At 60.4% G+C, this 22793-nt stretch carries 17 protein-coding genes and 11 pseudogenes; 16 read left to right on the top strand and 12 right to left on the bottom strand.

All coding sequences use genetic code 11. From position 1 onward, the window contains the following. Positions 1 to 29: 29 nt before the first annotated feature. The 7 genes and pseudogenes from LY284_RS37095 to LY284_RS37075 all read left to right on the top strand — a co-directional run. Positions 30 to 824 (top strand): annotated as a pseudogene (locus LY284_RS37095) (hypothetical protein); the annotation flags it as partial. Beyond that, positions 821 to 1465: a gluconate 2-dehydrogenase subunit 3 family protein gene (locus LY284_RS37090; protein WP_233392187.1), complete on the top strand. Its 645-nt coding sequence runs from the start codon at positions 821 to 823 to the stop codon at positions 1463 to 1465. The pseudogene LY284_RS37095 and the gene LY284_RS37090, both read left to right, overlap by 4 nt. After that, positions 1455 to 3101, top strand: a pseudogene (locus LY284_RS37085) (GMC family oxidoreductase). Before LY284_RS37090 ends, LY284_RS37085 begins: the two are co-directional and overlap by 11 nt. 163 nt (positions 3102 to 3264) lie before the next feature. Beyond that, positions 3265 to 3468, top strand: coding sequence for a hypothetical protein (locus LY284_RS39470; protein ID WP_375294353.1), 204 nt, complete (start codon positions 3265 to 3267; stop codon positions 3466 to 3468). After that, positions 3465 to 3812 carry an SDR family NAD(P)-dependent oxidoreductase gene (locus LY284_RS39465; protein ID WP_375294352.1) on the top strand — a complete coding sequence of 116 codons (348 nt, stop codon included), beginning with the start codon at positions 3465 to 3467 and terminating at the stop codon, positions 3810 to 3812. The genes LY284_RS39470 and LY284_RS39465 overlap by 4 nt, the downstream gene beginning before the upstream one ends. Next, positions 3800 to 4105 carry a hypothetical protein gene (locus tag LY284_RS39460; RefSeq protein ID WP_375294351.1) on the top strand — a complete coding sequence of 102 codons (306 nt, stop codon included), beginning with the start codon at positions 3800 to 3802 and terminating at the stop codon, positions 4103 to 4105. The genes LY284_RS39465 and LY284_RS39460 overlap by 13 nt, the downstream gene beginning before the upstream one ends. Continuing rightward, positions 4102 to 5879 (top strand): annotated as a pseudogene (locus tag LY284_RS37075) (glycoside hydrolase family 15 protein). The gene LY284_RS39460 and the pseudogene LY284_RS37075 overlap by 4 nt, the downstream one beginning before the upstream one ends. A gap of 623 nt (positions 5880 to 6502) precedes the next feature. On the opposite strand, the gene LY284_RS38930 reads toward LY284_RS37075, so the two are convergent. The 4 genes and pseudogenes from LY284_RS38930 to LY284_RS39455 form a co-directional block, all read right to left on the bottom strand. Next, positions 6503 to 6886, bottom strand: coding sequence for a penicillin-binding transpeptidase domain-containing protein (locus tag LY284_RS38930; protein ID WP_255727893.1), 384 nt, complete (start codon positions 6884 to 6886; stop codon positions 6503 to 6505). Beyond that, positions 6822 to 7445: a penicillin-binding transpeptidase domain-containing protein gene (locus tag LY284_RS37070; RefSeq protein ID WP_255727892.1), complete on the bottom strand. Its 624-nt coding sequence runs from the start codon at positions 7443 to 7445 to the stop codon at positions 6822 to 6824. Before LY284_RS37070 ends, LY284_RS38930 begins: the two co-directional genes overlap by 65 nt. Continuing rightward, positions 7421 to 7822, bottom strand: a pseudogene (locus LY284_RS37065) (penicillin-binding protein 2); the annotation flags it as partial. The pseudogene LY284_RS37065 and the gene LY284_RS37070, both read right to left, overlap by 25 nt. Before the next feature lie 122 nt (positions 7823 to 7944). Then, a pseudogene (locus LY284_RS39455) lies at positions 7945 to 8304 on the bottom strand (penicillin-binding protein 2); the annotation flags it as partial. A 616-nt stretch (positions 8305 to 8920) separates the two neighbouring features. Here LY284_RS39455 and LY284_RS37060 point away from each other — a divergent pair. Then, positions 8921 to 10180 (top strand): annotated as a pseudogene (locus tag LY284_RS37060) (putative Na+/H+ antiporter). 327 nt (positions 10181 to 10507) lie between these two features. Here LY284_RS37060 and LY284_RS37055 read toward each other — a convergent pair. The 5 genes and pseudogenes from LY284_RS37055 to LY284_RS37040 all read right to left on the bottom strand — a co-directional run. Further along, a pseudogene (locus tag LY284_RS37055) lies at positions 10508 to 10750 on the bottom strand (VIT1/CCC1 transporter family protein); the annotation flags it as partial. Positions 10751 to 10759: 9 nt separating this feature from the next. Beyond that, positions 10760 to 11335, bottom strand: coding sequence for a cytochrome b (locus tag LY284_RS37050; RefSeq protein ID WP_233392185.1), 576 nt, complete (start codon positions 11333 to 11335; stop codon positions 10760 to 10762). Positions 11336 to 11723: 388 nt separating this feature from the next. Next, a complete protein-coding gene (locus tag LY284_RS38925) occupies positions 11724 to 11999 on the bottom strand; it encodes a transposase (protein WP_309243248.1) in 276 nt (91 codons plus the stop codon). Between the two features lie 148 nt (positions 12000 to 12147). Continuing rightward, positions 12148 to 12600 (bottom strand): annotated as a pseudogene (locus LY284_RS38920) (IS256 family transposase); the annotation flags it as partial. A 314-nt stretch (positions 12601 to 12914) separates the two neighbouring features. After that, positions 12915 to 13680: pseudogene (locus LY284_RS37040) on the bottom strand (IS5 family transposase). Between the two features lie 290 nt (positions 13681 to 13970). On the opposite strand from LY284_RS37040, the gene LY284_RS37035 reads away from it, so the two are divergent. After that, positions 13971 to 15317, top strand: a complete 1347-nt coding sequence (locus LY284_RS37035; RefSeq protein ID WP_233392183.1) for a sorbosone dehydrogenase family protein — start codon at positions 13971 to 13973, stop codon at positions 15315 to 15317. 322 nt (positions 15318 to 15639) lie between these two features. Here the strand turns inward: LY284_RS37035 and LY284_RS37030 are convergent. Further along, positions 15640 to 17306: pseudogene (locus tag LY284_RS37030) on the bottom strand (TIGR01244 family sulfur transferase). Between the two features lie 72 nt (positions 17307 to 17378). Next, positions 17379 to 18236: pseudogene (locus LY284_RS37025) on the bottom strand (MBL fold metallo-hydrolase). Positions 18237 to 18316: 80 nt separating this feature from the next. On the opposite strand from LY284_RS37025, the gene LY284_RS37020 reads away from it, so the two are divergent. From LY284_RS37020 to LY284_RS36995, 6 genes are read left to right on the top strand one after another with little or no spacing between them, the layout of a single operon-like run. After that, positions 18317 to 18643 (top strand): metalloregulator ArsR/SmtB family transcription factor, encoded by a 327-nt coding sequence (locus tag LY284_RS37020; protein ID WP_008344668.1) that lies wholly within the window; start codon positions 18317 to 18319, stop codon positions 18641 to 18643. 11 nt (positions 18644 to 18654) lie between these two features. Next, positions 18655 to 19089 (top strand): YeeE/YedE family protein, encoded by a 435-nt coding sequence (locus LY284_RS37015; RefSeq protein WP_008344669.1) that lies wholly within the window; start codon positions 18655 to 18657, stop codon positions 19087 to 19089. 13 nt (positions 19090 to 19102) lie between these two features. Then, entirely contained in the window at positions 19103 to 19534 is a 432-nt protein-coding gene (locus tag LY284_RS37010; RefSeq protein WP_033537289.1) for a DUF6691 family protein, read from the top strand. 57 nt (positions 19535 to 19591) lie between these two features. Continuing rightward, on the top strand, positions 19592 to 20410 hold the full coding sequence (locus LY284_RS37005) for a sulfite exporter TauE/SafE family protein (protein ID WP_233392255.1): 819 nt from the start codon (positions 19592 to 19594) through the stop codon (positions 20408 to 20410). Between the two features lie 48 nt (positions 20411 to 20458). Continuing rightward, a complete protein-coding gene (locus tag LY284_RS37000; RefSeq protein ID WP_233392181.1) occupies positions 20459 to 21127 on the top strand; it encodes a TlpA disulfide reductase family protein in 669 nt (222 codons plus the stop codon). Beyond that, entirely contained in the window at positions 21124 to 21243 is a 120-nt protein-coding gene (locus LY284_RS36995) for a hypothetical protein (protein WP_233392179.1), read from the top strand. The genes LY284_RS37000 and LY284_RS36995 overlap by 4 nt, the downstream gene beginning before the upstream one ends. 88 nt (positions 21244 to 21331) lie before the next feature. Here LY284_RS36995 and dsbG read toward each other — a convergent pair whose 3' ends face one another. Then, positions 21332 to 22153, bottom strand: a complete 822-nt coding sequence (gene dsbG / locus LY284_RS36990) for a thiol:disulfide interchange protein DsbG (RefSeq protein ID WP_233392177.1) — start codon at positions 22151 to 22153, stop codon at positions 21332 to 21334. A 207-nt stretch (positions 22154 to 22360) separates the two neighbouring features. On the opposite strand from dsbG, the gene LY284_RS36985 reads away from it, so the two are divergent. Next, positions 22361 to 22747 carry a DUF302 domain-containing protein gene (locus tag LY284_RS36985; RefSeq protein WP_233392175.1) on the top strand — a complete coding sequence of 129 codons (387 nt, stop codon included), beginning with the start codon at positions 22361 to 22363 and terminating at the stop codon, positions 22745 to 22747. The last annotated feature ends 46 nt before the right edge of the window (positions 22748 to 22793 follow it).

Below are 22793 nucleotides of genomic sequence, written 5' to 3'. Positions count from 1 at the left end.
CGCATGAAACGCCGATGGAGACGCATATCGATACGGCGCGCACCTTCAATCGCAGCTCCGCGCTGCTCGCGCTTTCCGTGCTCGCGGATAGCGCGATGGAGCACTACCGCGGCTCCTTCGACAACCCCGCGATGTTCACGCCGCTCGTCGCCTCCACTCTCTCCCTGCTGGCGGGCCTGCACGGCGGACGCGATCACGAGACGCAGCGCCATCTGGTACGCGATTCGGTCTATCTCGGCGCGGCGCTCGCGGGCGTGGCTGGCACCGGATTTCATCTCTACAACATCACGAAGCGTCCCGGTGGATGGAGCTGGCATAACCTCTTCTATGCCGCCCCGATCGGCGCCCCAATGGCCTTGCTGCTTTCGGGCGCGCTGGGTGCCGTCGCCGAAAGACTGCGCGACGAGCCCGCGCATGAGCCACGAATGTTCGGCATGCCGGCGGGACAGGCGCTCGCGCTGCTGACGAGCGCGGGCATCGCCGGCACGCTCGGCGAAGTCGCATTGCTGCATTTTCGCGGCGCGTTCCAGAATCCGGTGATGTATGCCCCATCGTGATTCCGCCGGTGGCGTCCGCGTTGCTCGTGAACGCCGCGATCGCGGCACCGCGCGAGCGCTGGTTCACGCGGCTCTGGCTGCGCATGACGACGGCGCTCGGTTTCATCGGCGTGGGCTTTCATGCGCGCGGCATTGCGCGCAATCAGGCGGCTGGCGCAACTGGAGCCAGAATCTCTTCAACGGTCCGCCCTGCCCGCGCCGCCGAGCTTTTCGGCGCTCGCGCTCGCGGCCCTCGCCGCATTGCGCCTGCGGGAGACCGAGCGATGACGCTGCCTCGCTATCCCGGCTACGACGTCACGAAGAAACGCGATACGCCCTCATGGGACGACATCACGCGCAAGGTCATCGACGAACGTCTCGCGACGCCGGAAGAAGCGCGCTTCTTCGATGCCGTCGAATGGATCGCGTTGCGTGCGCTGTGCGCGTGCATCGTGCCGCAGGACGACGAGCGCGAGCCCGTGCCATTGCCCGCATTGCTCGATGCCGAGCTCGTGAAAGACACCGGCGACGGATATCGCGATACGCGTCTTCCACCGATGCGCGAAGCATGGCGCATCGGCCTTGCCGCACTCGATGCCGAAAGCCGCGCGCGTCATGAACTGCCCTTTGCGAGCATCGGCAAGGAAGCGCAGAACGCGCTGCTGCGCGACATGCAGCAAGGCACGTTGAATCACGGTGCATGGCGCCGCATGCCGCCCGCGCTCTTCTTCTCGATGCGCGTGCTGCGCGACATCTGCGGTGCGTATTACTCGCATCCGCGCGCGTGGAGCGAGATCGGTTTCGGCGGACCGGCGAATCCGCGCGGCTATGTCCGCATGGTGTTCGATCGCCGCGATCCGTGGGACGCGGTCGAAGCGAAGCCCGGCGACGAAGCACGCGCCAAGAAGGAGAACCAGCGTGTCCGATGATCCGCAACATGCGCCGCGCGGCAAAGCACGGACGCGCGCCCGATGTCTTCCATCATGGCGCGTGGCTGCCGATGCGCGAATACGACGAAGACGATGCGGTCGATTTCGCGATCGTCGGCACGGGCGCGGGCGGCGGCACGCTCGCATGCCGTCTCGCGGAGAAAGGCTTTCGCGTCGTCGCGTTCGATGCGGGCGCATGGTGGCGTCCCCTCGAAGAGTTCGCATCGGACGAGACGCATCAATCGAAACTCTTCTGGGACCGACGAGCGCATCTGCGACGGCGACGATCCGCTCAAGCTCGGCAACAACAATAGCGGCAAGGCAGTTGGCGGCAGCACCGTGCACTTCGCGATGGTGTCGCTGCGCTTTCGTCCCGAGTGGTTCAAGTCGCGGGCCTTGCTCGGTTATGGCGCGGACTGGCCGCTCGACTGGCGCGAGATGTGGCGCTACTACGCGCAAGTCGAGAATGCGCTGAAGATCGCGGGACCGGTCACGTATCCGTGGGGACCGAAAAGGCCGCGTTATCCGTATCGTCCGCATGAGCTGAACGCGGCTGCGCTCGTGCTCGCGCGCGGCTGCGAAGCGCTCGGCATCGACTGGACGCCGACGCCGCTCGCGACCGTATCCGCGCCGCGCGGCGAAGCGCATCCGTGCGTCTATCGCGGATTTTGCGTGTCGGGTTGCGCGACCAACGCGAAGCAAAGCGCGCTCGTCACATGGATACCGCGTGCAGTGCGCGCCGGTGCCGAGATTCGCGATCTCGCGATGGTCGGCCGCATCGTCATGGGCGACGATGGCCGCGCGACCGGCGTCGAATACTTCCGCGAAGGACGATGGCGCTTCCAGCGTGCGCGCAATGTCGTCGTCGCGGGCTATGCGATCGAAACGCCGCGTCTCTTGCTGATGTCCGCGACGGACCGCTATCGCGATGGCCTCGCGAACAGCTCCGGCCTCGTCGGAACAAAATCTGATGGTGCAGTTGAATCAGGCCGCGTGGGGCACGATGGAAGAAGAGGTGCGCTGGTACAAGGGGCCGCCGTCGCTTTCGATGACCGAGCACTGGAATTACGAAGACAAGGGCAAGGACTTCTTCGGCGGCTATTGCTACATGAGCCAGGGGCCGCTGCCGGTCGCATGGGCCGCCGTGCAGAACGGGCGCGGATTGTGGGGCCAGGCGCTCGTCGACGAGATGCGCAAGTACAATCATCAGGCGGGCTTGAAGATCGTCGGCGAAACGATGCCGCAGGAGCGCAACCGCGTGACGCTCGCCGACGAGAAGGATCAGTACGGCCTGCCGGTCGCGCGCGTCACCTATTCGCTATGCGACAACGACAGGCGTCTCGTGAAGCATCTGCTCGAGTACATGAGCATGGCGCTCGATGCAGCCGGCGCGCGCGACGTATGGCGTCAGGACGACGATACGTGTCATCTGAACGGCACCGCGCGCATGGGCGACGATCCCGCGACGAGCGTCGTCGATGCGGACTGCCGGAGCTGGGACATCGACAATCTGTGGATCTGCGACGGCTCTGTGTTTCCGACCGTCGGCGGTGTGAATCCTTCTCTCACCATTCAGGCGATCGCGATGCGTACCGCGGATCGCATCGAGGCGTTAGCGGCAAGGGGCGAACTCTAGGACGAGGTTATTATGAAGAAGGTAGTCGTTGTGACGGGGGCAGGCGCGGAGTAGGACGAGCCTCGGCCGAAGAGTTCGCCCGTCATGGTTTCGATGTCGCGCTGCTGTCGCGCGACGCCGGGCGGCTCGAACGCGCAGCCAAGAACTCCGCAACGCCTACGGCGTGCGCGCACTGCCCATTTCAACTGACGTAGCCGATGCAGGCGCGGTCGATGCCGCGGCAACAGAAGTTGAAGAGACACTCGGGCCGATAAGCGTCTGGGTGAACGCCGCGATGGCGACTGCCTTTGCGCCCGTGTCCTTGTTGACCCCGAAGAAATCGAACGCGCCACCAAAGTCACCTATCTCGGACAGGTGCACGGCATGATGGCCGCACTTTCACGCATGCGTGTGCGCAATCGAGGCACGATCGTGAACGTCGGTTCTGCCCTAGGGTACAGGTCGGTTCCCCTTCAATCGGCCTACTGCGGCGCAAAATTCGCCATTCGCGGTTTCACCGATTCGTTACGATCTGAAATCATTCACGACCGGCTGAACGTTCATCTGACCATGGTCGACCTGCCTGCCGTGAACACCCCCAGTTCGACTGGGCGCTCAACAAATGGGCAGCGTGCGCGGCCCGTCGCCCTATTTTCCAGCCTGAAGTCGCCGCGCGCGCCATTTACTTCGCCGCGACTCACCGTCGGCGCGAGGTCTGGGTGGGCTTCCTGACAGTCAAGGCGATCCTCGCCAACCGTGTCGCGCCTGCGCTCATTGATCGCTATCTTGCGAAAAGCGGTTACAGCGGTCAGCTGACCGCCGAATCATTAGTGCCGGGTTCGCCCAACAATCTCTTCGAACCGGTACCTGGAGACTTCAGCGCACACGGACGCTTCGATGAGCAGGCCAAGCAGCAGAGCTGGGAAATGTTCACGGATCGCCATCGCACGTTGTTCTGGTCGCTTGCTTGCCTTGGCGCCGTGGGTTTGGTGAGTCTTTTGCGGCGCTCGGGGTCCTCGAAATGACCCGCCAGATCGAAGACTACGCACTGCTCGGCGACGGAAGCACGGCGGCCCTACTGAGCCGCGACGGCTCGATCGACTGGCTTTGCTGGCCGCGCTTTGATGACGATGCGTGCTTCGCAGCGTTACTTGGCACCCCCGAGAACGGCTCCTGGTCTCTAGCACCGGACGAGGCAGTGGTCCGGCAAGACCGCCGCTACGAGCCTGACACCGTCATCGTCGAAACCGACTTTGAAACGCTTGGCGGCCATGTCCGCATCATCGACTTCATGCCGGTCGGCAACTTCCCCAGTTCGGTAGTACGCATCGTCGTCGGATTGCGAGGGACCGTCACGATGCGTTCTACTTTGCGTCTGCGCTTCGACTATGGGCGCCTCTCGCCTTGGGTGGAGCGGATCGACCGTACGCTACAGGCTGGCATCGGACCTGACCAGGTCGTCTTGCGCACCGATGTGCAACTGTCATTAGCCGACGACATCATCCAAGCTGTATTCGACGTTGCCGCCGGTGCCCGTATCGCTTTCGTCATGAGCTACGGTAGGTCGCATCAGCCGCTACCGCGCGCCGTCAATGCAGAGGCCGCGCTTCTCGATACGCAAACTTATTGGCGTGGCTGGATCGGCAAGTTCGATACCGCGCGCACCGAGTGGCCTGGCGCCGTGAAACGCTCGCTCCTCACCTTGAAAGCGTTGACTCACCATGGTACCGGCGCGATCGTTGCTGCGCCCACCACATCGCTACCTGAGGCGCCCGCGGCCGAACTCAACTGGGATTACCGATATAGCTGGCTGCGAGATACAAGCTTTGCCATGGTCGCGCTCCTGAATGCCGGCTTCGATGCAGAGGCATACGCGTGGCGCAATTGGGTATTGCGCACCATTGCCGGCTCGCCGGAGCACATCCAGGTCCTGTACCGCGTCGATGGCGGGCGGCACGTGCATGAATGGAACGTTGACTGGCTACAGGGCTTCCGTTACGCCCGCCCCGTACGCATCGGCAATGCCGCTGCGGGTCAGCACCAGGTGGATGTCCTCGGCGAAGTCATAGACTGCCTCGACGTGGCACGTCGCGCGGGCATGCCGCCGTCAAGCCAGGATGATATTGTGCAACGGCGCATTGTCGAGCATCTTGAGTCCGTCTGGAACACACCCGGTTCGGGGATCTGGGAGTCGCGCGCCAAACCACGTCACTTCCACCTACTCGGGTGATGGCATGGGTCGCGTTTGATCGGTTCGTCGAACATCGATCCTCGATCGAAGGCGTAGACGCCCATCTCATCGCGCGGTTCACCGCATTGCGTGAGACCATCCACGCGGAGATCTGCCGTGAAGGCTGGAACGACGGACTCGGCGCCTTCACCCAGTTCTACGGAGGTGAGGAGTTGGATGCAAGTCTGCTTTTGATGCCGCTCGTCGGCTTCCTACCTGCCGACGATGCTCGCATGGCCTCGACCATCGAAAGGATTCGCTGTGACTTGGATGAGAAGGGTTTGATACGTCGGCACAAGAAGGCTTCGTCCGAACCGAACGAAGGCGCTTTTTTGGCGTGTTCGTGTTGGATGGCCGATTGTCTGCAAATGCAAGGGCGCACAGCGGAAGCTAAGATGCAGTTCGAACGCGTACTCTCCGTTGCAAACGATCTTGGCCTACTTTCAGAGCAGTACAACGCCCCGAGCAGGCAACTCGCCGGAAACTTCCCACAAGCCCTCACACACCTCGCTATCGTCAACACCGCGTTAGGACTCTGCGGGCCGACTTTGCAACGAGGCGGCGGCTAAGAGAGAGCATCCATTGGTGCAAGCCGCCTTCACATTACCATACGCCCCAAAGCGGTAGGCAAAATCGGTACGTCGAGTCCGACCGGTTGACCATCGCGGATAGCGGCCCGCAACGCAGTCGTTTGCGCTGGCGGTAGGCTTCTGACGAAGGCCGCGACGCTACGACGGTTGCTCAACTGGTTCGCTCGACGCACACCATGCGCACACGCGTCTAGTAGGCAGCGCTCAGGAACTCGACGTTCCAACTCCTCACCCAATAGTTCACGGGTTCATTTGGGACCTGAATTAGAATCGCCGCCGGGTCGGCCACACCGTCGTCGGTAACGATACATGCGAGAGTTCCATCCGGAAGCATTTTGACCGCTGCGCAGCGATGAACGATGGAAGCTTTCGCGCATCGACTGGTCGACTCGCCTGGAAAATGTCGTAGCTAATCGCGGCAGGCGCATCACCGACGATGCGTACCTCTTGCGTCTCACTACAAGTAGCGGCGTGCGCGCACACTGGACCGACAAGACACAGCAACGCAAGCAGCTGGCGCGCGCTCACTCTTGTTTCCTGAAGCCTTCTCGAAAATGGTATATGCATATGCCGTGGCGTAAATCAGGTGGGTCTACTTCATGTTAAGGCGTCGAGCAACCTCCCGGTGCGACCGTCATGTCGCTCGCCGACCAGTGAGTGGCGCTACATCGTGGCCTGACGCCTGCCTTCTTCCCGGTGGACTTGTCTGGCGCGACATTCAAGACTTGCATCGCTTGCGTTGCGATCGTGACAAATGGCGGCCCAGCAACGGCGCCGCCGAAATGTGATCCATGCAGTGGCCGGTCAATCGATACCGCAATCACCACTCTTGGCCGCTTAGCAGGCACGATTCCAATGAACGAAGCCCGATATTGCTGACGATCGTAGCCCTTTGTCGTCCATTTGTACGCGGTTCCCGTCTTACCGGCGACGGAGTAACCTGGCACGGCATATTCGCGGCGCAGTACCGTCGGCGGAAACCACATTCTCCATCATCCCAAGCACTTGTCGTGCAACCCGTTCCGAATAGACGCGGCGTCCCACTGGCATCGATAATCCTGAATCTCGGCGATAGATTGTCGCGGGCACAATCCGCCCGCCATTCGCGAAGCTCGTATAAGCTTGGGCAAGCTGCAGCAGCGACGCGGAAAGTCCGTAACCGTAAGCCATCGTCGCTTGCTCGATCCGGCGCCAGTGGCGATAAGGGCGCACCCTTCCTGCCGCCGCGCCGGGAAGTCCAGCACGAGGCGCGTGACCGAGCCCCAACGCGTGAAAGTTTCCGTACATGTCAGCAGCCGAGAGCAGCAAGGCAATCTTGGTCGTGCCCACGTTACTCGATTTCTCAACGACCCCTGCGGTGGTGAGAGTGCCGAAGTTCTTGTCGTCGTGAATGGTTCGCCCATCGAGTCGAAGTTTCCCACCGTCGGTAGGGACGATTGTGTTGGGCGCAATTCGTCCTCGCTGCAACGCGAGCGCAATAGTCAGCGGCTTCATCACCGAGCCTGGCTCGAAGACGTCCGTCACGGCGCGATTGCGCACTTCCATGCCACTTCGTGCATCGTGCTGATTCGATCGTAGCTCGGCCAGTTGGCCATGGCGAGAACTTCGCCGGTGTGTGCATCCAGTAAGATAGCGGAACCTGATCTCGCATTTGATCGCATCACCGCGTCGCGCAAAGCGCCGAACGCAGCATACAGCAATGAACGATCAATCGCGAGCGCGAGGTCGCGGCCGTTGCGGGGCGCTTGAACGCTGAGGGTGTCAATCACCTGTCCGCGGGTATTGCGAAGCACCCGTCGATGTCCGTCCGCTCCGCGCAGGCGCTGTTCAGCGAAACGCTCCATCCCTTCCTGCCCGCTTCCATCCTGGCCCGTAAAGCCGGTGATCTGGGCGGCGATCTCGCCTTCCGGGTACGACCGTCGATAGTCATCCTGCGCAAAAGTCCGGGAAGGCCGAGACGCAGCGCACGTTCGGCGACATCAGGTGGCACTTCCCGCCTCAGATAGGCGAATCCGCGATGTGCTGCGTAAATCTGCTCGATCGCAGTCGGCCTTACGTCTATAAGCCGAGCGAGCGCGTCGATCTGCTGTCGCGAAATGCGCTCGTCGGTGCCTGACGCGTCCACGCAGAGCGAACGAGTTGGACTGCTGATGGCAAGCGCCAATCCGTTACGATCAAGGATCCTACCGCGTGAAGCATGCGTTGGCCAGTCGCGCACCTGCCGCAATTCTCCCTGTTGGCGGTAAAACGCATCGTTAATGCCTTGTACCCAAAATGCGCGTGCGATCAGTGCTACGAACAAAACGGCAAAGCCGCCGCTGAGCACGCTCGATCGCCAACGTTCCAGCACATTCGGATCAAGGGTGTGGCTGGACAAGCGCACGAATTTTCTGGACGTTCTCATAACTTGGGACACAACACGATTGCGATCGCCTGTCGATTAATGCCTTGAGAAGAAGAGTTGTTTGCTCTGTTGCGCAAAGCTCGCGGGAAGCCACAACGTTACCAAGGTAAACCTAAGGGAAACTGCACGCGAGTTGAGATCGGCTAACAGGCATTGCGAGCACCAGCCTTCAGAAGAAGCACATTGTGCCATAAATGCCTAGGGCCGCTTTCGCATCCGGAGTGACGGGTTCGCAATCCCGAGCTATCCAGCCAAAGCCACTTACGCGGATCTTAGAGACGCGACACGTTCCGCCCGCTCACCTCGCTGTTGCTTGCACGTTGATCGCAATTGAGGTTGCCAGCGGCGAGGTTGTGCGCTTTGTAGGCGCGGTCAATAGCAGATGCTAGCCGATACCGTATTGGCACGGGTCCGCTTCCTCCACGATCGCCGCATCAGTGACGTTGTAGCCCTGAGAAAGAGGTAACAACGCGTTGATAGCTCCTCTTGGGTATCGCCGCTCGTGTCACGAACTGCCTCAATGGACTGGCGCCCGTCCGCTTTCCGCGGTGAATGGTTGTTGTAAGATATGAATACAATGAACTCGCGGGTTTGCTTCCGCACGCGCTTTCCACCAATGCCTCATTTCATTGAAATTGCTGCCGCTGTCATTTTCGCACTCGCACTCATCCACACTTTCGCCGTAGCGCGAATCGAGACACTTGGCCGGCGCTTTCCTAAGCACTCAGGTCTCTTCCATTTTCTTGCAGAGGTCGAGGTCATCTTTGGCTTTTGGGCGCTTGTGCTGTGTCTTGTCATGTGGGTGCTTGTTGGGGCCGAGGCGACCGTCGGCTACTTAGAGCATCGCGAGTTCACAGAGGCGCTCTTTGTCTTTGTGATCATGGTCATGGCGGCGAGCCGGCCGATTTTGGTGCTTGTCACGAATGCGGTGATTGGGCTGTCTCGTTTCCTTCCGGTGCGCACGGAAGTGGCGATCGTCTGGTTCTCCTTGTCTGCCATCCCGCTTCTCGGTTCCTTCGTAACGGAGCCGGCTGCTATGACGCTCGCGGCGCTCTTGCTACGTGACCGGTTGTTCGTTGCTCAGACGCCGGAGCGCGTCAAATATTTTGGCCTTGCGTTGCTCTTCGTTAATGTTTCGATCGGCGGCGTTATAACTGCATATGCGGCCCCGCCAGTATTAATGGTTGCAAATGTGTGGGGATGGAACACCGCGTTCATGGCGGCGACATTTGGCTGGAAAGCGGCGGCCGCAGTGCTTCTTAATGCGACTGTCTTCGTTGGGCTAACCGCGAATAGCATACCGAGGCTACAGGTCAGCAAAGACGATGAGACTTCGGGACTGAAGCGCGTCCCCGTCGGCGTGACACTTGTCCATCTAGGATTTCTTGCGCTGGTCGTCGTCAATTCACATCATGCGGTCGTTTTCATCGGAGCATTTCTTTTTCCTTGATATACCCAGGCTTACGAGCGCCATCAATCGCCGCTCATGCTTCGTGAAAGCCTCCTGGTTGCATTCTTCCTCGGCGGCTTGATTGTGCTCGGCGGACTGCAACAATGGTGGCTGGGGCCGGTCGTGGGTTCTATGGATGCGCTGACTCTCTTTTTTGGCGCTACCGGGCTGACCGCGGTGATGGATAATGCCGCCATCACTTATCTGGGGTCACTATTATCTGGTTTGTCTGACAGCGCAAAGTATCTGCTCGTGGCAGGAGCTGTTACTGGGGGCGGATTGACCGTAATTGCTAACGCGCCCAACCCGGCCGGCTTGGCGATAGTGGGACATCGGTTCTCTGGAGGCGCGGTAAGCCCCCTGAGATTGCTCGGCGCCGCGCTCGCACCAACCATCACCGCAGGCGCGGCATTCCTCTTTCTTTAAAGACGGGCAATCCGCGGCTGCGGTGCTCGGCAACGGCGGTCTTTCATCCCGATCCACATCCGCTCTGAGGCTTCAACAGTCCGTCCTTCCGATTTTGATGCCAGCTTTCGCGACGATGGCTGTGGTTCGCCGGTTGATTCATGCGAACGGCTTGGGAAAACATGAGGTACGAATACATTGGGCCAAGTCTGCGGCATCAGAAGAAAGGTCGGACGCGCAGCAAACAAGCGCGAGCTCAACCGCCCGTCCTGAAATTGCGCGATTCACAACACCCGTCGCACAAGTCCCGGCGCACCGCATGCCGCCACGAAGCAAGCATCGGCAGGAAGCCGCAGTTCCTGTATCCGCTTGCGACGAGACCAATACGTACGCGCCTGTCGCCATCGACATCGCGCCGGCTGCCAATCCGGCCTGGCCGGTCAGCACCAGATGGCCGTGTTCGGCATGCGCGGACGCGACGCCGATTATCAGACTTGCCGTCGAAATGATGCCGTCGTTCGCGCCAAGGACCGCAGCGCGTAGCCACCCGATCGCCTTGATTCGATGCGGTTCCTTGTGAGTGTTAGGCATTGGCGGACCCTAGCGGTCTCGACCCTGATCAGGCGACGGCCTTGCGTGGGGCAGCATCCTTTGCAGCACATGGTCCTTCAGGACAAAGCGGTGGAACAGCGCTGCGACGACATGCAGACCTATCAACGCGAAGAGCACCCATGCGAGGATGCCGTGCACATCGCCCATCGCGTGGCCGAAGCGGGAGCCTGTTTCGCTCAGCGCCGGATAGGACACTACGCCCAGCAAGCGGACCGCCCAGCCTCTTGAGGACGCATTGATCCAGCCGAGCAGCGGCACCAGCACCAGGGCGGCGTAGAGGAGAACATGCGTTATGCGCGAAACGACGCTGAGTAGCGGTGGCAGTTCATCCGGCGTGGGCCAATGCGTCAATCGCCAGATCACCCGGATTGCAATGACGGCGACGAGCGTCGCGCCCACCCCAAGATGCCACGCGATCAGATCAACCGGCTGCGTGTCTTTGTGAACGTCCGGCATCGTCCAGCCGATCACAAATTGCATTGCGACCAACAGGACGGTTAGCCAGTGCAGTGTGCGTGCGACCGCGTCATATGCCGGACGCTGCATTTTGTAGATCTTCGCCATTCTTGCTCCTCGTTGTCACGACTTGATGAATCGATGGGGATGCGCGGCCTGCGAATCTTGAGTTGCTGGCCGGCGATGTCCCGAAGACAGTTGAAGGTTGGGACGGCGGGTGCGGCATAGGTTAGGCAACCTTCCGATCATGGTCAATTGATTTCGAGCGTGACCGTTTCAAGGCCGCAGCGAGAATCCAGAGTTCATTCACGCCGAGGATTTTTCGGAAGTGCTTCTCAGCTTCCAGGAAGCCCGCGGCTGTCCAGCGCAACGCCATGTCGGCGTCGCGATAGCGCTTCACGCGCCTTCGCGACACGGCGCACCGCGCCGTTGGGATTCTCGATGATGTTGGTCGTCGACAGCCCGCGCATGAGCGCCGGCGTCAGGCCCAGCTTGTTCACCGTGAAAGTTTCCTCCAGCCCTCGAGCAGTGCGGCCGAGGCGTCCGGATAGTCGGCCTTGAGCCACGCCGCGTGCGTCTTGAGCTTGGCGATGCCATCGTCGGTCGACAACTTGTAGGCGGCCTTCATGATCGCGGCGGTTTGCGAAACGCTCTCCTTGGGCAGGCGCTCGAGGACGTTGCGCTGCTTGTGCACACGGCAGCGCTGCACGTGGGCGCGTTCGCCGAAGAACTCCTCGATGGCCGAGCGCAGCGCTTTGGAACCATCGATCACGAACAGGTATTCGCGATCCGCAGGCACGCCGCGCTCGATCAGTCCGCGCAACAGATCCTGACGACCTGGGCGTTCTCACTGACCCGCTCGCGAGACCCAGGAGGTGTTTCTCGCCGGGGCTGTCCACGCCGATAGCGGCGATGATGTGACGTGAGTCGACGATGATGCCGTCAAGGTAGATCGCCAGAAAGTCCTTGTCATCGAAGCGCCGCCCCATCAGCTCGGTGAGCGCCGTCTGGCTGGCCTTGATGAACTCGCGCGAGACGCTGCTTTGGAGATGCCAACGGTGCCGGCCATCTCGGCAGGACCTGGCATATTTGCGCGTCGACACGCCCGTGACCATGATCTCGTGCACGCGCTCGGCGAGCCGCGGATTCTCGTTCAATTGCTCGTAGGCGGGGACCGGCACTTCGCCGCCGCCACGACGCCGAAGGCGCGGCCGCTTCACGTTCAACTTGCGTTCGTCCATCACAATCTGGCCTTGCTGCGAGCCGTGCCAGCGGATCTCGCCGCCTCTGCGGCCCGGATGCTTCTCGCCGGCGACTTCCGTCGCCGAGATCACCAGCAGTTGCTCGACAAGGCTACGGCCGGCTTCGTGCATCAACTCGTCGATGCTCGCGCGGGTGTTCTGAATCAGATCGAGCATGGGCAACAGGAGCTGACTGTTCTCGGCAAAACAGGCACGCAGTCCTTCCGGGTCCTGCTTGGGCACCACGTGCAACGGCGCGCTGGCGCTTTGGGGCTTCTTCTTGGTACGCTTCATTTGGCGGTTCTCCTGGTTCCCTGTCCGGGAAGTTGGTCGTCGAAACCCGATTCTCTCGGATTTCCAACGGGGAACCGCCGCCTTCAACCTTCAACTACGCCCGGGACATTGCCTGCTGGCCTGAAAAAAGCACTACGCAAATCCGATAGATGCTAGGTCCTGTTCACATTCACGAGCGGGCCAAAGGTGCATGCGATTGAGGCAAATGTGAGGTAACTGTGGGCGAGTTTGTCATATCGAGTGGCGACGCGACGGAAATGCTTGATACGGCTAAAGAATCGCTCGACCAGATTGCGCTGCCGATACAGGGCTCGATCGTAGCGACGGCGTGTTTTGCGGTTCGAGCGTGGCGGGATAACCGCTTTGGCACGGCTGGCGCGAATGCTTTTGACGAAGACGTCAGCGTCGTAGCCCTTGTCGGCGATGATCGCGTTGGCGCGCAGGCCCTCGACCAATTCCTGCGCGCACGCGATATCCGCGACCTGACCTCGGTGATGATCAATCGCAACGCTCGACCTGCTGCATCGACTGCCAGATGAATCTTGGTGCTCAGCCCCCCTCGCGATCGTCCGAGCCCCTGCGCTCCGTTTTTTTCAGTGCGCCGGCTGCATGCTGGTGGGCTCTGACAATGGTCGAATCGATCAGCACATGCTCGATTTCGCCGTGCTCGGCCAGTGCCTGTGCGACACGTTCCCACACGCCTTTGCGACGCCATCGTGAGAAACGTATGTACACCGTATGCCATCGACCGAACTCCTCCGGCAAATCGCGCCAAGGACTGCCTGTGCGAGCAATCCACAGCACGGCCTCAACGAACATGCGATTGTCCGTGCATCGACGATCCGCATCTCCTTGCTTGCCGGGCAACAGCGGCTCTAATCGCTTCCATACGTCGTCGTTTAACAGTGTTCGGCTCATCCGCAAACTTACGCAAAAGATGAGATGTAAGCACATTTCGGCAAATGTAAACAGACCCTAGCGACTTTATCTTAAGGAAAGCTGACGCCGGGGGAGGAGATATTCGGATGCTCGACTCCGCTGCTGTTCCCGCACGACCGTCAATGGGGGTCAGCACGACCGAAGCCGGGAGCCCGAGGTTTTCCACTTGAATCACCGAATAGTTTGCGCATTTAACAGGCAACGTCATGGCCGGTTTATTGCTGTTCGTCCCGTACACCGTCGATTAACGCTGTTCACTCGGAACCTACATGCGCCTGCTAAACCGTCTGGCTATTTCACTGGTTTTGCCGCTGGCCTCTTGTGCGATTGGGCCATCAGCTTCAAGCAACACCGGCTTCGGCTCGTCGCCCGTCATGCCGGCACCGGAATCGTCCTTGATTCCGATGGTCAACATCGCGCCTGTTCAGGCGCGCCCCGACGATTTCACGCCCACTGCTCCCGCAGGCTTTCGCGTCACGGAGTTTGCCGGTGGCCTCGCCCACCCGCGCTGGCTTTACACGCTGCCCAATGGTGACGTGCTGGTCGCGGAAAGCGACGCGCCAAAAGAACACGATAAGGGCAGCGGCCTATTCGGCTGGGTCAGAAAGCAGGTCATGAAGCGCGCCGGCGCCGGTGTGCCGAGCCCCGATCGCATTGTGCTGTTGCGCGATGTGGATGGCAGCGGCGTCGCGAGGACTCAGACCGTGTTTCTGGGTGGCCTCCACTCGCCGTTCGGGATGGCGCTCATCGGCAATCAACTCTATGTTGCCGATACGGACGCTCTGCTGCGTTTCAACTATGTGACGGGCAGCACCCAGATAACAAGCCCCGGGGTCAAGGTTGCCGACTTGCCGGCAGGGCCGATCAACCATCACTGGACCAAGAACATCCTGGCGGATCGCTCCGGCAAGCATCTGTACATCACGGTGGGATCGAACAGCAACGCGGGGGAAAATGGAGTCGACGCCGAAGAAGGTCGAGCGCGTATCCTCGTGTTCGACATCGACACGGGCCATGTGCGGCCCTATGCGACTGGATTGCGCAACGCCAACGGACTTGCCTGGCAACCGGACAGTGGCGCGTTGTGGACGGCAGTCAATGAGCGCGACGATCTCGGCAACAATCTTGTCCCCGACTACATGACCGCCGTGAAAGATGGCGCTTTTTATGGCTTTCCCTACAGCTACTACGGACAGCACATCGACACCCGCGTCAAACCGCAACGCCCCGATCTGGTTGCAAAAGCCATCGCGCCGGACTATGCGCTCGGCAATCATACGGCTTCGCTCGGTCTGGTCTTTTACGACCGAACGCTGTTTCCGCCTCATTATCGTGGAGGCGCATTTGTCGGCCAGCATGGGTCATGGAACCGTAAACCACGTACCGGCTACAAGGTGGTGTTTGTGCCATTTTTCGATGGAAAACCTGCTGGCGTACCTGAGGATTTCCTGAGCGGCTTCCTGACGACAGACGGCTACGCCGTGGGTCGACCCGTTGGTGTCGCACTGGACGCGCATGGTGCCTTGCTTGTGGCTGACGACGTCGGCAACGCTGTATGGCGAGTAGCGCCGCGCACCGACGACAGATCGGCTGACGTCGCGCCGACAGGTAAATGACACAACCCTGGCCGGTTTGATCGGCAACCGGGCGACCGCAAGGTTACCGTGCCGATTAGAACCGCTCCATCAGTCAAAGCAGCACGCACGTGGCGTCACTTCAAAAGACGGGGACCCGGAACTGGGTCCCGGTGACGCTCTGCAATAAAGAACCAGCGTTGTCGCGATTTGGCAGTTTGTGGTAATTGATCGGACATCCGCGCCGAATGACCGCACCATCGCCAACCACTGTACCGCCATGCTGTTCCACAAAGCCCTTCACGAGCGACAATCCAATGCTTAATCCGCCCTTACCAGGCGCGATTGCATTCGGCGCTCAAGTTCACTCAACCTGAGCAGGACGCGCCATCCACTCGCGTCCCTTGAGCATGCCGTTCCAGTAAAGCGGCGGCAGAACTCGTTCCTTGAGGAACCATGCTAGACGCGACGGCCGCGTGCTGTCGATCAGCCAGGCCGGAAAGCTCGGTGCAAGCTTTCCACCATAGACAAACTCCGCGAGCACGACCTTACCGTGCTCTACCGTTAGCGGACATGATCCATAGCCGTCGTACAGTGCGATCCTAGCGACGCGACCCAGGCTTGCCAAAACATTGTGTGCGACGACAGGTGCCTGCTTGCGGGCGGCGGCCGCCGTCTTTGCGTTCGGGGCGTTGATCGCGTCGCCTAACGCGTAGATATCCTCATACTTCGTGTGACACAGGGTGCCGCGATCGACATCGATCCAGCCGGCCGCGTCCGCGAGTGGACTCGAGCGCACGAAGTCCGGCGCCGTCTGTGGGGGCACCACATGGATCATGTCGAAATCCGACTCGACCCGGTCCGTGCTGTCATCCGCTAGCACGCGCTCGAAGGTTGCGCGACCGCGAGATCCATCGATGCTCCTCAACGTATGGCCGAAGCGCAAGTCGATGCCGTATGACTCGACATACTCCATTAGCGCAGGCACATAGTCTGGCACACCAAATAGCGCGGCTCCTGCGTTGAAGAACTGCACCTGCGTGCTCTGCAGCACACCGTTACGTCGCCACGTATCGCACGAAAGATACATCGCCTTTTGCGGTGCGCCGGCACACTTGATGGGCATGGGCGGCTGAGTAAAGAGCGCCGTGCCGCCACGCATTCGCTTGACCAGATCCGCCGTGTACGGTGCGAGGTCAAAACGATAATTCGAGGTCACGCCGTTGCGGCCCAGTGTTTCGACGAGCCCTTCGACGCCATGCCAGTTGACCTTGATCCCCGGGCAGACGACAAGTCGCTGATAGCGTACCTTCCGCCCTCCCTCGATTACCACCGCGTGAGTGTCGGGCTCGAACGCTAGCACGGCGGCTTTGATCCAATGAATGCCTGGAGGTACGCATGAGGCCATCGTGCGCGCGGTATCGGCGGCGTCGAATATCCCGGCGCCCACCAGCGTCCACCCTGGCTGATAATAGTGTGTGTCAGCAGGATCGATGATGGCGACATCCATTTTGGGATCGCGGGCGCGCAAACTTGACGCCACCGCGATTCCGGCCGCACCCCCGCCGACGATCACTACAGTGTGTTCCGCCTCGACAACTTCCACCAACGCCGCCTGTACGTCTTTGTTTCCCGGCACCACGGTTGCCGAATCGGATTCAGCTCGCTGTGTGCGCTCGCGCGCCATAGCCGAAGTAACATTGCCCGCCAGCGACATCGCCCACAGGGTCGTGGACCGCGTTCCGGTGCGACAATAGGCGAGGATCGGCTTGGGCAATTCGGCACAAAGCGCTGCGAACACAACGGCCTCTTCGATCAAACCCAGTCACGGTACAACCGGTTGATAGATCGACTGAATTCCGGCCAGGTTCGCTGCGTGAGCGATCTCTCTGAACGAAGGCTGGTTCGGCGCCTCCCGTCCGGTCGGTGGCACACAATCGACCGAAAGCCGAGTTCCTGTAAAGTTGAGACATCAGTAGTACTGATTTGAGGAGAAACGGAAAGATCGGTGGCGAGGGGGCGCACAATCATGAGGTACTTCCTGAAAGCGTTGAACCACGCGCCGGCCTGGCGTTCTCGACGCCACGCCAGGCAAGCACTGCATCAAACAGCATTGAGCGGGATCTTGAGGTAACGGATTCCGTTTTCTTCCGGCGGAGGAAGGTCGCCCGCCCGGACGTTGACCTGTACCGCCGGCAATATCAGCATGGGCATCGCCAAGGTCGCATCGCGTGCCTGCCGCATCGCCACGAACTGCTCCTCGCTCACACCCTCATGCACATGGATGTTGCCATCGCGCTGCGCACCCACCGTCGTTTCCTATGTGGGTTCGCGTCCCTCGGGCGGATAGTCATGGCACATGAAGAGCCGTGTGTGCAACGGCAGGTCCAGCAGTTTGCGTATGGAACGATAGAGCTCGTGCGCATCGCCGCCCGGAAAGTCACAACGAGCGGTGCCCACGTCCGGCATGAAGAGCGTATCGCCGACGAATACGGCGTCGCCGATCCGGTAGGCCATGTCAGCTGGCGTGTGACCCGGCACATGCATCGCCTTTCCTGTCAAGCCGCCGATGGCAAACGTTTCGCCATCGGCGAAAAGATGGTCGAACTGCGACCCATCGAGGCGAAACTCGGGCTCCAGGTTGAAGAGCTTCTTGAACACCCCTTGCACCCGGCAGATGTTCTTGCCGATCGCGATGTGGCCACCGACTTCGCTTGAGATACGTGGCGGCAGAGAGATGGTCGGCGTGCGCATGGGTCTCCAGAATCCACTCGACACGCAGCCCGCGCTCGCGCACGAAAGCAATCACGTTGTCGGCACTGGCCGTAGACGTGCGGCCCGATTTCGGGTCGTAATCCAGCACTGAGTCAATGATGGCGCACGCTGAATCACCTTCCTCGTAAACCACGTATGTCACGGTCCAGGTCGCTGAGTCGAAAACGGGTGAATGATGGGCTTCATGTGTTGCCCTGATGCGCCCATTCTATTCACAAACATTATGTTTTGCAATATACTATATTCAGATAGATCGTGAACATTTTATGAAACACTCCAATCCCAATCCGACGCTCGATCTGGCCACGATGCAGGCCGGCGCCGAAAATGCATGCGCCCTGCTGAAGGTTCTCGCCAACCCGGACCGCCTGCTCCTGATGTGCCAGCTTTCCCAAGGAGAGCTTTCCGTCGGCGAAGTGGAGCAACTGCTCGGCATCCGGCAGCCCACTCTCTCGCAGCAGTTGGGCGTGTTGCGGGAAAGCGGCCTGGTGAATACGCGCCGCGAGGGCAAAAACATCTTCTATTCGGTGGCCAGCCCGCAAGCCCTCGCGGTGATGGCGGTACTTTATGAACAATTCTGCCCGCAGCAGTAAGGGGATCCATCATGCTGATTGACGTCATCCATTTCACACCCGGCATGTCGCTGGCGGGGGGACTCGTGATCGGCATCGCCGCCGCCGTGCTCGTGCTTTGCAACGGCCGAATCGCGGGAATAAGCGGCATCATCGGCGGCCTGCTGAGCTGGCCGCGCAATGACGTTGGCTGGCGGATTGCATTCCTCACCGGTCTGATAGGCGCGCCCGTCGTAGCAAGCGTCCTCGGCAGGTCTACTCACGTGGACATTGAAGCAGGCTGGGGAGCTATCCTCGCTGCTGGGTTTCTCGTGGGTATTGGCACCCGCTACGCCAGCGGCTGTACCAGCGGTCACGGCGTCTGCGGCCTGTCGCGTGGGTCGGTGCGCTCGCTGGCCGCAACCGCTACCTTCATGTTGGCCGGAATCTTGACTGTTTTCGTGCAACGTCACCTGATTGGAGGCTGATATGACTGCCCTCATGACACGCCTCGCGGCCCTACTCGCTGGCTTGCTTTTCGGTATCGGGTTGATGGTCTCCGGCATGGCGAATCCCGCCAAGGTGCTGGGTTTCCTCGATCTCGCGGGCCGCTGGGATCCATCGCTTGCCTTTGTGATGGCCGGAGCCATCGCGGTCGGCTCTCTGGCATTTTTTGTCGCGAAGCGCCGAAACAGTTCGCTCCTTGGAGCGCCTATGCAACTTCCGGCCGGCACGGCCATCACGTCGAGACTAATCTTCGGCAGCGCTGTTTTCGGTATCGGCTGGGGCTTAGCCGGATTTTGCCCAGGCCCGGCATTGGTCGCGCTCGGCGCGGGATATCCGAAAGCTGTCGGTTTCGTGGCGGCAATGATCGCTGGCATGGTCGTCTTCGAACTCGTGGAGCGGGCAAAAGCGACCATGCAACGGGCATGAATAGCCCACTCGTCTACATCCCAGCAGTTGATTAACCATTTTCACAAAGGTCAGTCTGTGGATCACGTTTTAGTCAATAGCGCCTTACTAGGTGGGATAGTCGGCCTCATTCTCGCGCTTACCGGTGCCGGCGGCGCCATCCTCGCCGTTCCACTGCTCCTGTTCGGGCTTCATTTGGGCGTTGCAGAAGCCGCGCCCGTCGGGCTGCTGGCGGTCGGGGTATCGGCCGCATTAGGCGCAGTCATGGGACTGCGCGCTCGATTGGTGCGCTACCGGGCCGCTATGTTGATGGCAGCGGTGGGAACAGTATTTTCTCCCGTGGGTTTGTGGCTCGCGCATCGCCTCCCGAACGGGCCGCTTGCGCTCATCTTCGCAGCGGTCCTAGCATATGTGGCGCTGCGGTTGTTTAGGCAGGGCACCACCGGCACACCCCAGCCCGTGCAGGGCGACCAACCTGTCCAGCCCTGCCAGTTGCACGGTGGCACCGGCCGGTTCGTGTGGACTGCCGCCTGTACGAGAGCAATCGCCCTTGCTGGCATCGGTGCCGGTTTTTTGTCTGGCCTGCTTGGCGTAGGTGGCGGATTCGTCATCGTGCCAGCGCTTCAGAAGGCAACCAATGCTCCCGTTCAAGCAATCATGGCGACATCGCTCGCGGTCATCACGCTGGTGTCGGCTTCCGGCGTCATCTCAACAGCGCTCATCGGGCGGATGAACTGGCAGGTCGGTGTGCCTTTTGCCGCAGGCGCGATGATCGGCATGCTAGGCGGCAGGCTTATCGGGAATCGCTTGAGCGGTCAACGACTGCAACAGGCATTTGCGGTGGTCGCCGGACTCATTGCGATAGGCATGGTCGCGAAGGTCGCAATGGCGGCCTGACCCAGAGCCCCAGCAACACATTGAATTTTTGGTGCCGGCAAACCCATCATGCAGATTGGACATCTTGTTATACCGCTGCCTCCGTTGATTTTCTTGTTGGCAGTGTTTGCAGCTCTGTCGGTTGCCGGTGTGCTCGGCCCCGGGCGCGCTACCGCCGAGGCAGACGTCGCGATTGTGATTTGTGTCGGATTGCTTGTCGCTCGATTGGCATTCGTTGCACGCTATGTTTCCGACTACGGCGACCTTTTGCAAGTCCTGGATGTACAAGACCTCGGATTCGACGCTCCGGCCGGATTGCTTGGATCATTCCTTATCTTAGCCTGGCGTTTAACAAGAAAGGATGCTCGCCGCCTTCCAGTAATTGTCGCACTCCTTGCCGGCACGGTCGTCTACGGTTCTGGACAAGTTCTCGCGTCTCAAATGGTGCAACCTGATCTACCTCGAGCGACCCTGCCCACCACGACTGATACGACCGAGATCATCCAGATTTCCGGAAAACCGACAGTGATTAACGTCTGGGCGACCTGGTGCCCGCCGTGTCAAGCCGAGCTTCCGGTCTTTGCACAGATGCAGCGAGAGATGCCCGGCGTGAACTTCATCTTTCTGAACGAAGACATCGACACGTCAGGCGTAAGGCCTTATCTCGAAGCGCGTGGCATTCGCTTGACCATTCGCTTCACGATCCACGCGGTAACCTTGCTACACGACTCTCCGTGAGAGGTTACCCGACCACACTGTTTTACGACCGATCAGGGCGTCTCGTCGCTGAGCACCTAGGCCCCTTTTCACAAGCGACGCTATCCGACGCGCTCAAGCACCTTTTCCCGAAATGAGCACGCCGTGCCTAACGACCGGTCGGAAGCCCCGCGATAGGCACCGTCACGTGTCCTGCGCGGCTAACAGCATTGTTGGGTCGATCGCTCAGCGAGGCTTCGGCCCGAGCACGCTTTCGAGTTGATCCGGTGGCAAGCCAGTGCGCGCCTGAACAGCTCCCGCATTGTCGCGCCAGACAAAACCCGGCGTCGCTTGCATCGTAAAGGCATGCATCAGCTCCGCGTTTGCCGCTAGCTTTTTTGCGATGTCGACGGGGATCGGGTCGAGTGGCGCCAGCGTCTTGTCCTCAAGAGCCCGAGCGTGGCCGGCCGCCATCTGAGCGTCAACCGTCTTCGTCTGCCGCGCTTCATAGTCGTGCAAGGCCGATGACGGATCACGACTCGTGAGCAGTGCGGCAGCCTTTCCAGGACTGCTAGGCGTAAGTATGCCGACAAGCACGTGCCGGATTTGCACCCGTCCGGCATCCACCCAAGGGCGCGCCTCGACCCAGAACCTCGAACAATACGGGCAATTGGGATCGGTGAAAACATACACGACCTTTGGCGCAGTCGGCTTTCCGTCAACGACCCAGGTGGCATGCTCCAACTGGGCCCAGAGTTCTTTCGAGATAGACGGTTCAGCGGACGCCTTGAGCACGTCGTCAGTCAAATCGTTGCCGTTTCTGTCGATGAAGGTTCCAGCGATAGCGTCCTGCCCGTCCTTCGTCACATATAGTGCAAGTGGTTGAACGCCTGCCCGCCCTGCCCAGCCGGTCATGCCGGGGGGCGCGGGTAGGGGGCCCAGGAGGCTCATACCTTGCGCCTGCAGCGTCTTGATAACTGGAGGGAGATCTGCCGAGGAAACCGGCGCCGGCGCCGCAAACAATGACAATAGGCCAGAAAAGCAGGCTACGCGAAGCAATTTCCGCACCGCGCTTCTCGCGACAAACAAAAGGACGACATCAGGCTACATTCTCCTTCAAACGATGACATGCGACTTCTCAAAACGGAGCGGGTCCTGCACGGGATGAAGTATCGGCCCACGGGACGGCGGCGGCGCTATATGCCCAAACGATTAAGCCTGGGATCGACAACGTGGCATGGACTACGCAATCTCATACATTTTTGAGAAGCCCATATGGCCTACTACTTTGCAAAAACTCTTGCGATTTCATTCGACGACGCGGTCCGTCGTGTAATCGACGCGTTGACGAGTCAGGGATTCGGCGTTCTCACGGATATCGATGTCCAAGGCACTCTAAAGGCGAAGATCGACATCGCTTTTCGGCGCTACCGAATTCTGGGTGCCTGCAATCCCACCTTTGCCTATCGGGCGTTGCAAGCGGAAGAAAAGATCGGCGCCATGCGGCCCTGCAACGTCGTAATCCACGAGCCGGCGGGCGGTGACGTTGAAGTTGCGACCGTTGACCCGGTTGCGTCGATGCAAGCCACTAATAATTCGGCGCTAGCGTCTATCGCGGAAGAACTGCGCGAAAAGCTGAGAAACGTGATTGCGGGACTCTGAATACTGCGGGGTTTATGGCCGTTGCGTTGCTTAGCAGGCGTGTGCA

This window comes from Caballeronia sp. PC1 (assembly GCF_021353155.1).
Lineage (GTDB): Bacteria > Pseudomonadota > Gammaproteobacteria > Burkholderiales > Burkholderiaceae > Caballeronia > Caballeronia cordobensis.
Note: the sequence above shows the minus strand (reverse complement) of the source record. Positions and strands in the feature narration are given on the sequence as shown.

Excerpts from the sequence above, each read along its gene's own strand:
- LY284_RS38930 (WP_255727893.1), bottom strand. The coding sequence starts at position 6,886 with ATGTGGTTTCCGCCGACGGTACTGCGCCGCGAATATGCCGTGCCAGGT.
- LY284_RS37000 (WP_233392181.1), top strand. The coding sequence starts at position 20,459 with ATGCAGATTGGACATCTTGTTATACCGCTGCCTCCGTTGATTTTCTTG.
- LY284_RS37090 (WP_233392187.1), top strand. The coding sequence starts at position 821 with ATGACGCTGCCTCGCTATCCCGGCTACGACGTCACGAAGAAACGCGAT.
- LY284_RS37035 (WP_233392183.1), top strand. The coding sequence starts at position 13,971 with ATGCGCCTGCTAAACCGTCTGGCTATTTCACTGGTTTTGCCGCTGGCC.
- LY284_RS37010 (WP_033537289.1), top strand. The coding sequence starts at position 19,103 with ATGACACGCCTCGCGGCCCTACTCGCTGGCTTGCTTTTCGGTATCGGG.
- LY284_RS37050 (WP_233392185.1), bottom strand. The coding sequence starts at position 11,335 with ATGGCGAAGATCTACAAAATGCAGCGTCCGGCATATGACGCGGTCGCA.
- LY284_RS36985 (WP_233392175.1), top strand. The coding sequence starts at position 22,361 with ATGGCCTACTACTTTGCAAAAACTCTTGCGATTTCATTCGACGACGCG.
- LY284_RS37070 (WP_255727892.1), bottom strand. The coding sequence starts at position 7,445 with ATGGAAGTGCGCAATCGCGCCGTGACGGACGTCTTCGAGCCAGGCTCG.
- LY284_RS39465 (WP_375294352.1), top strand. The coding sequence starts at position 3,465 with ATGATGGCCGCACTTTCACGCATGCGTGTGCGCAATCGAGGCACGATC.
- LY284_RS37020 (WP_008344668.1), top strand. The coding sequence starts at position 18,317 with ATGAAACACTCCAATCCCAATCCGACGCTCGATCTGGCCACGATGCAG.
- LY284_RS37015 (WP_008344669.1), top strand. The coding sequence starts at position 18,655 with ATGCTGATTGACGTCATCCATTTCACACCCGGCATGTCGCTGGCGGGG.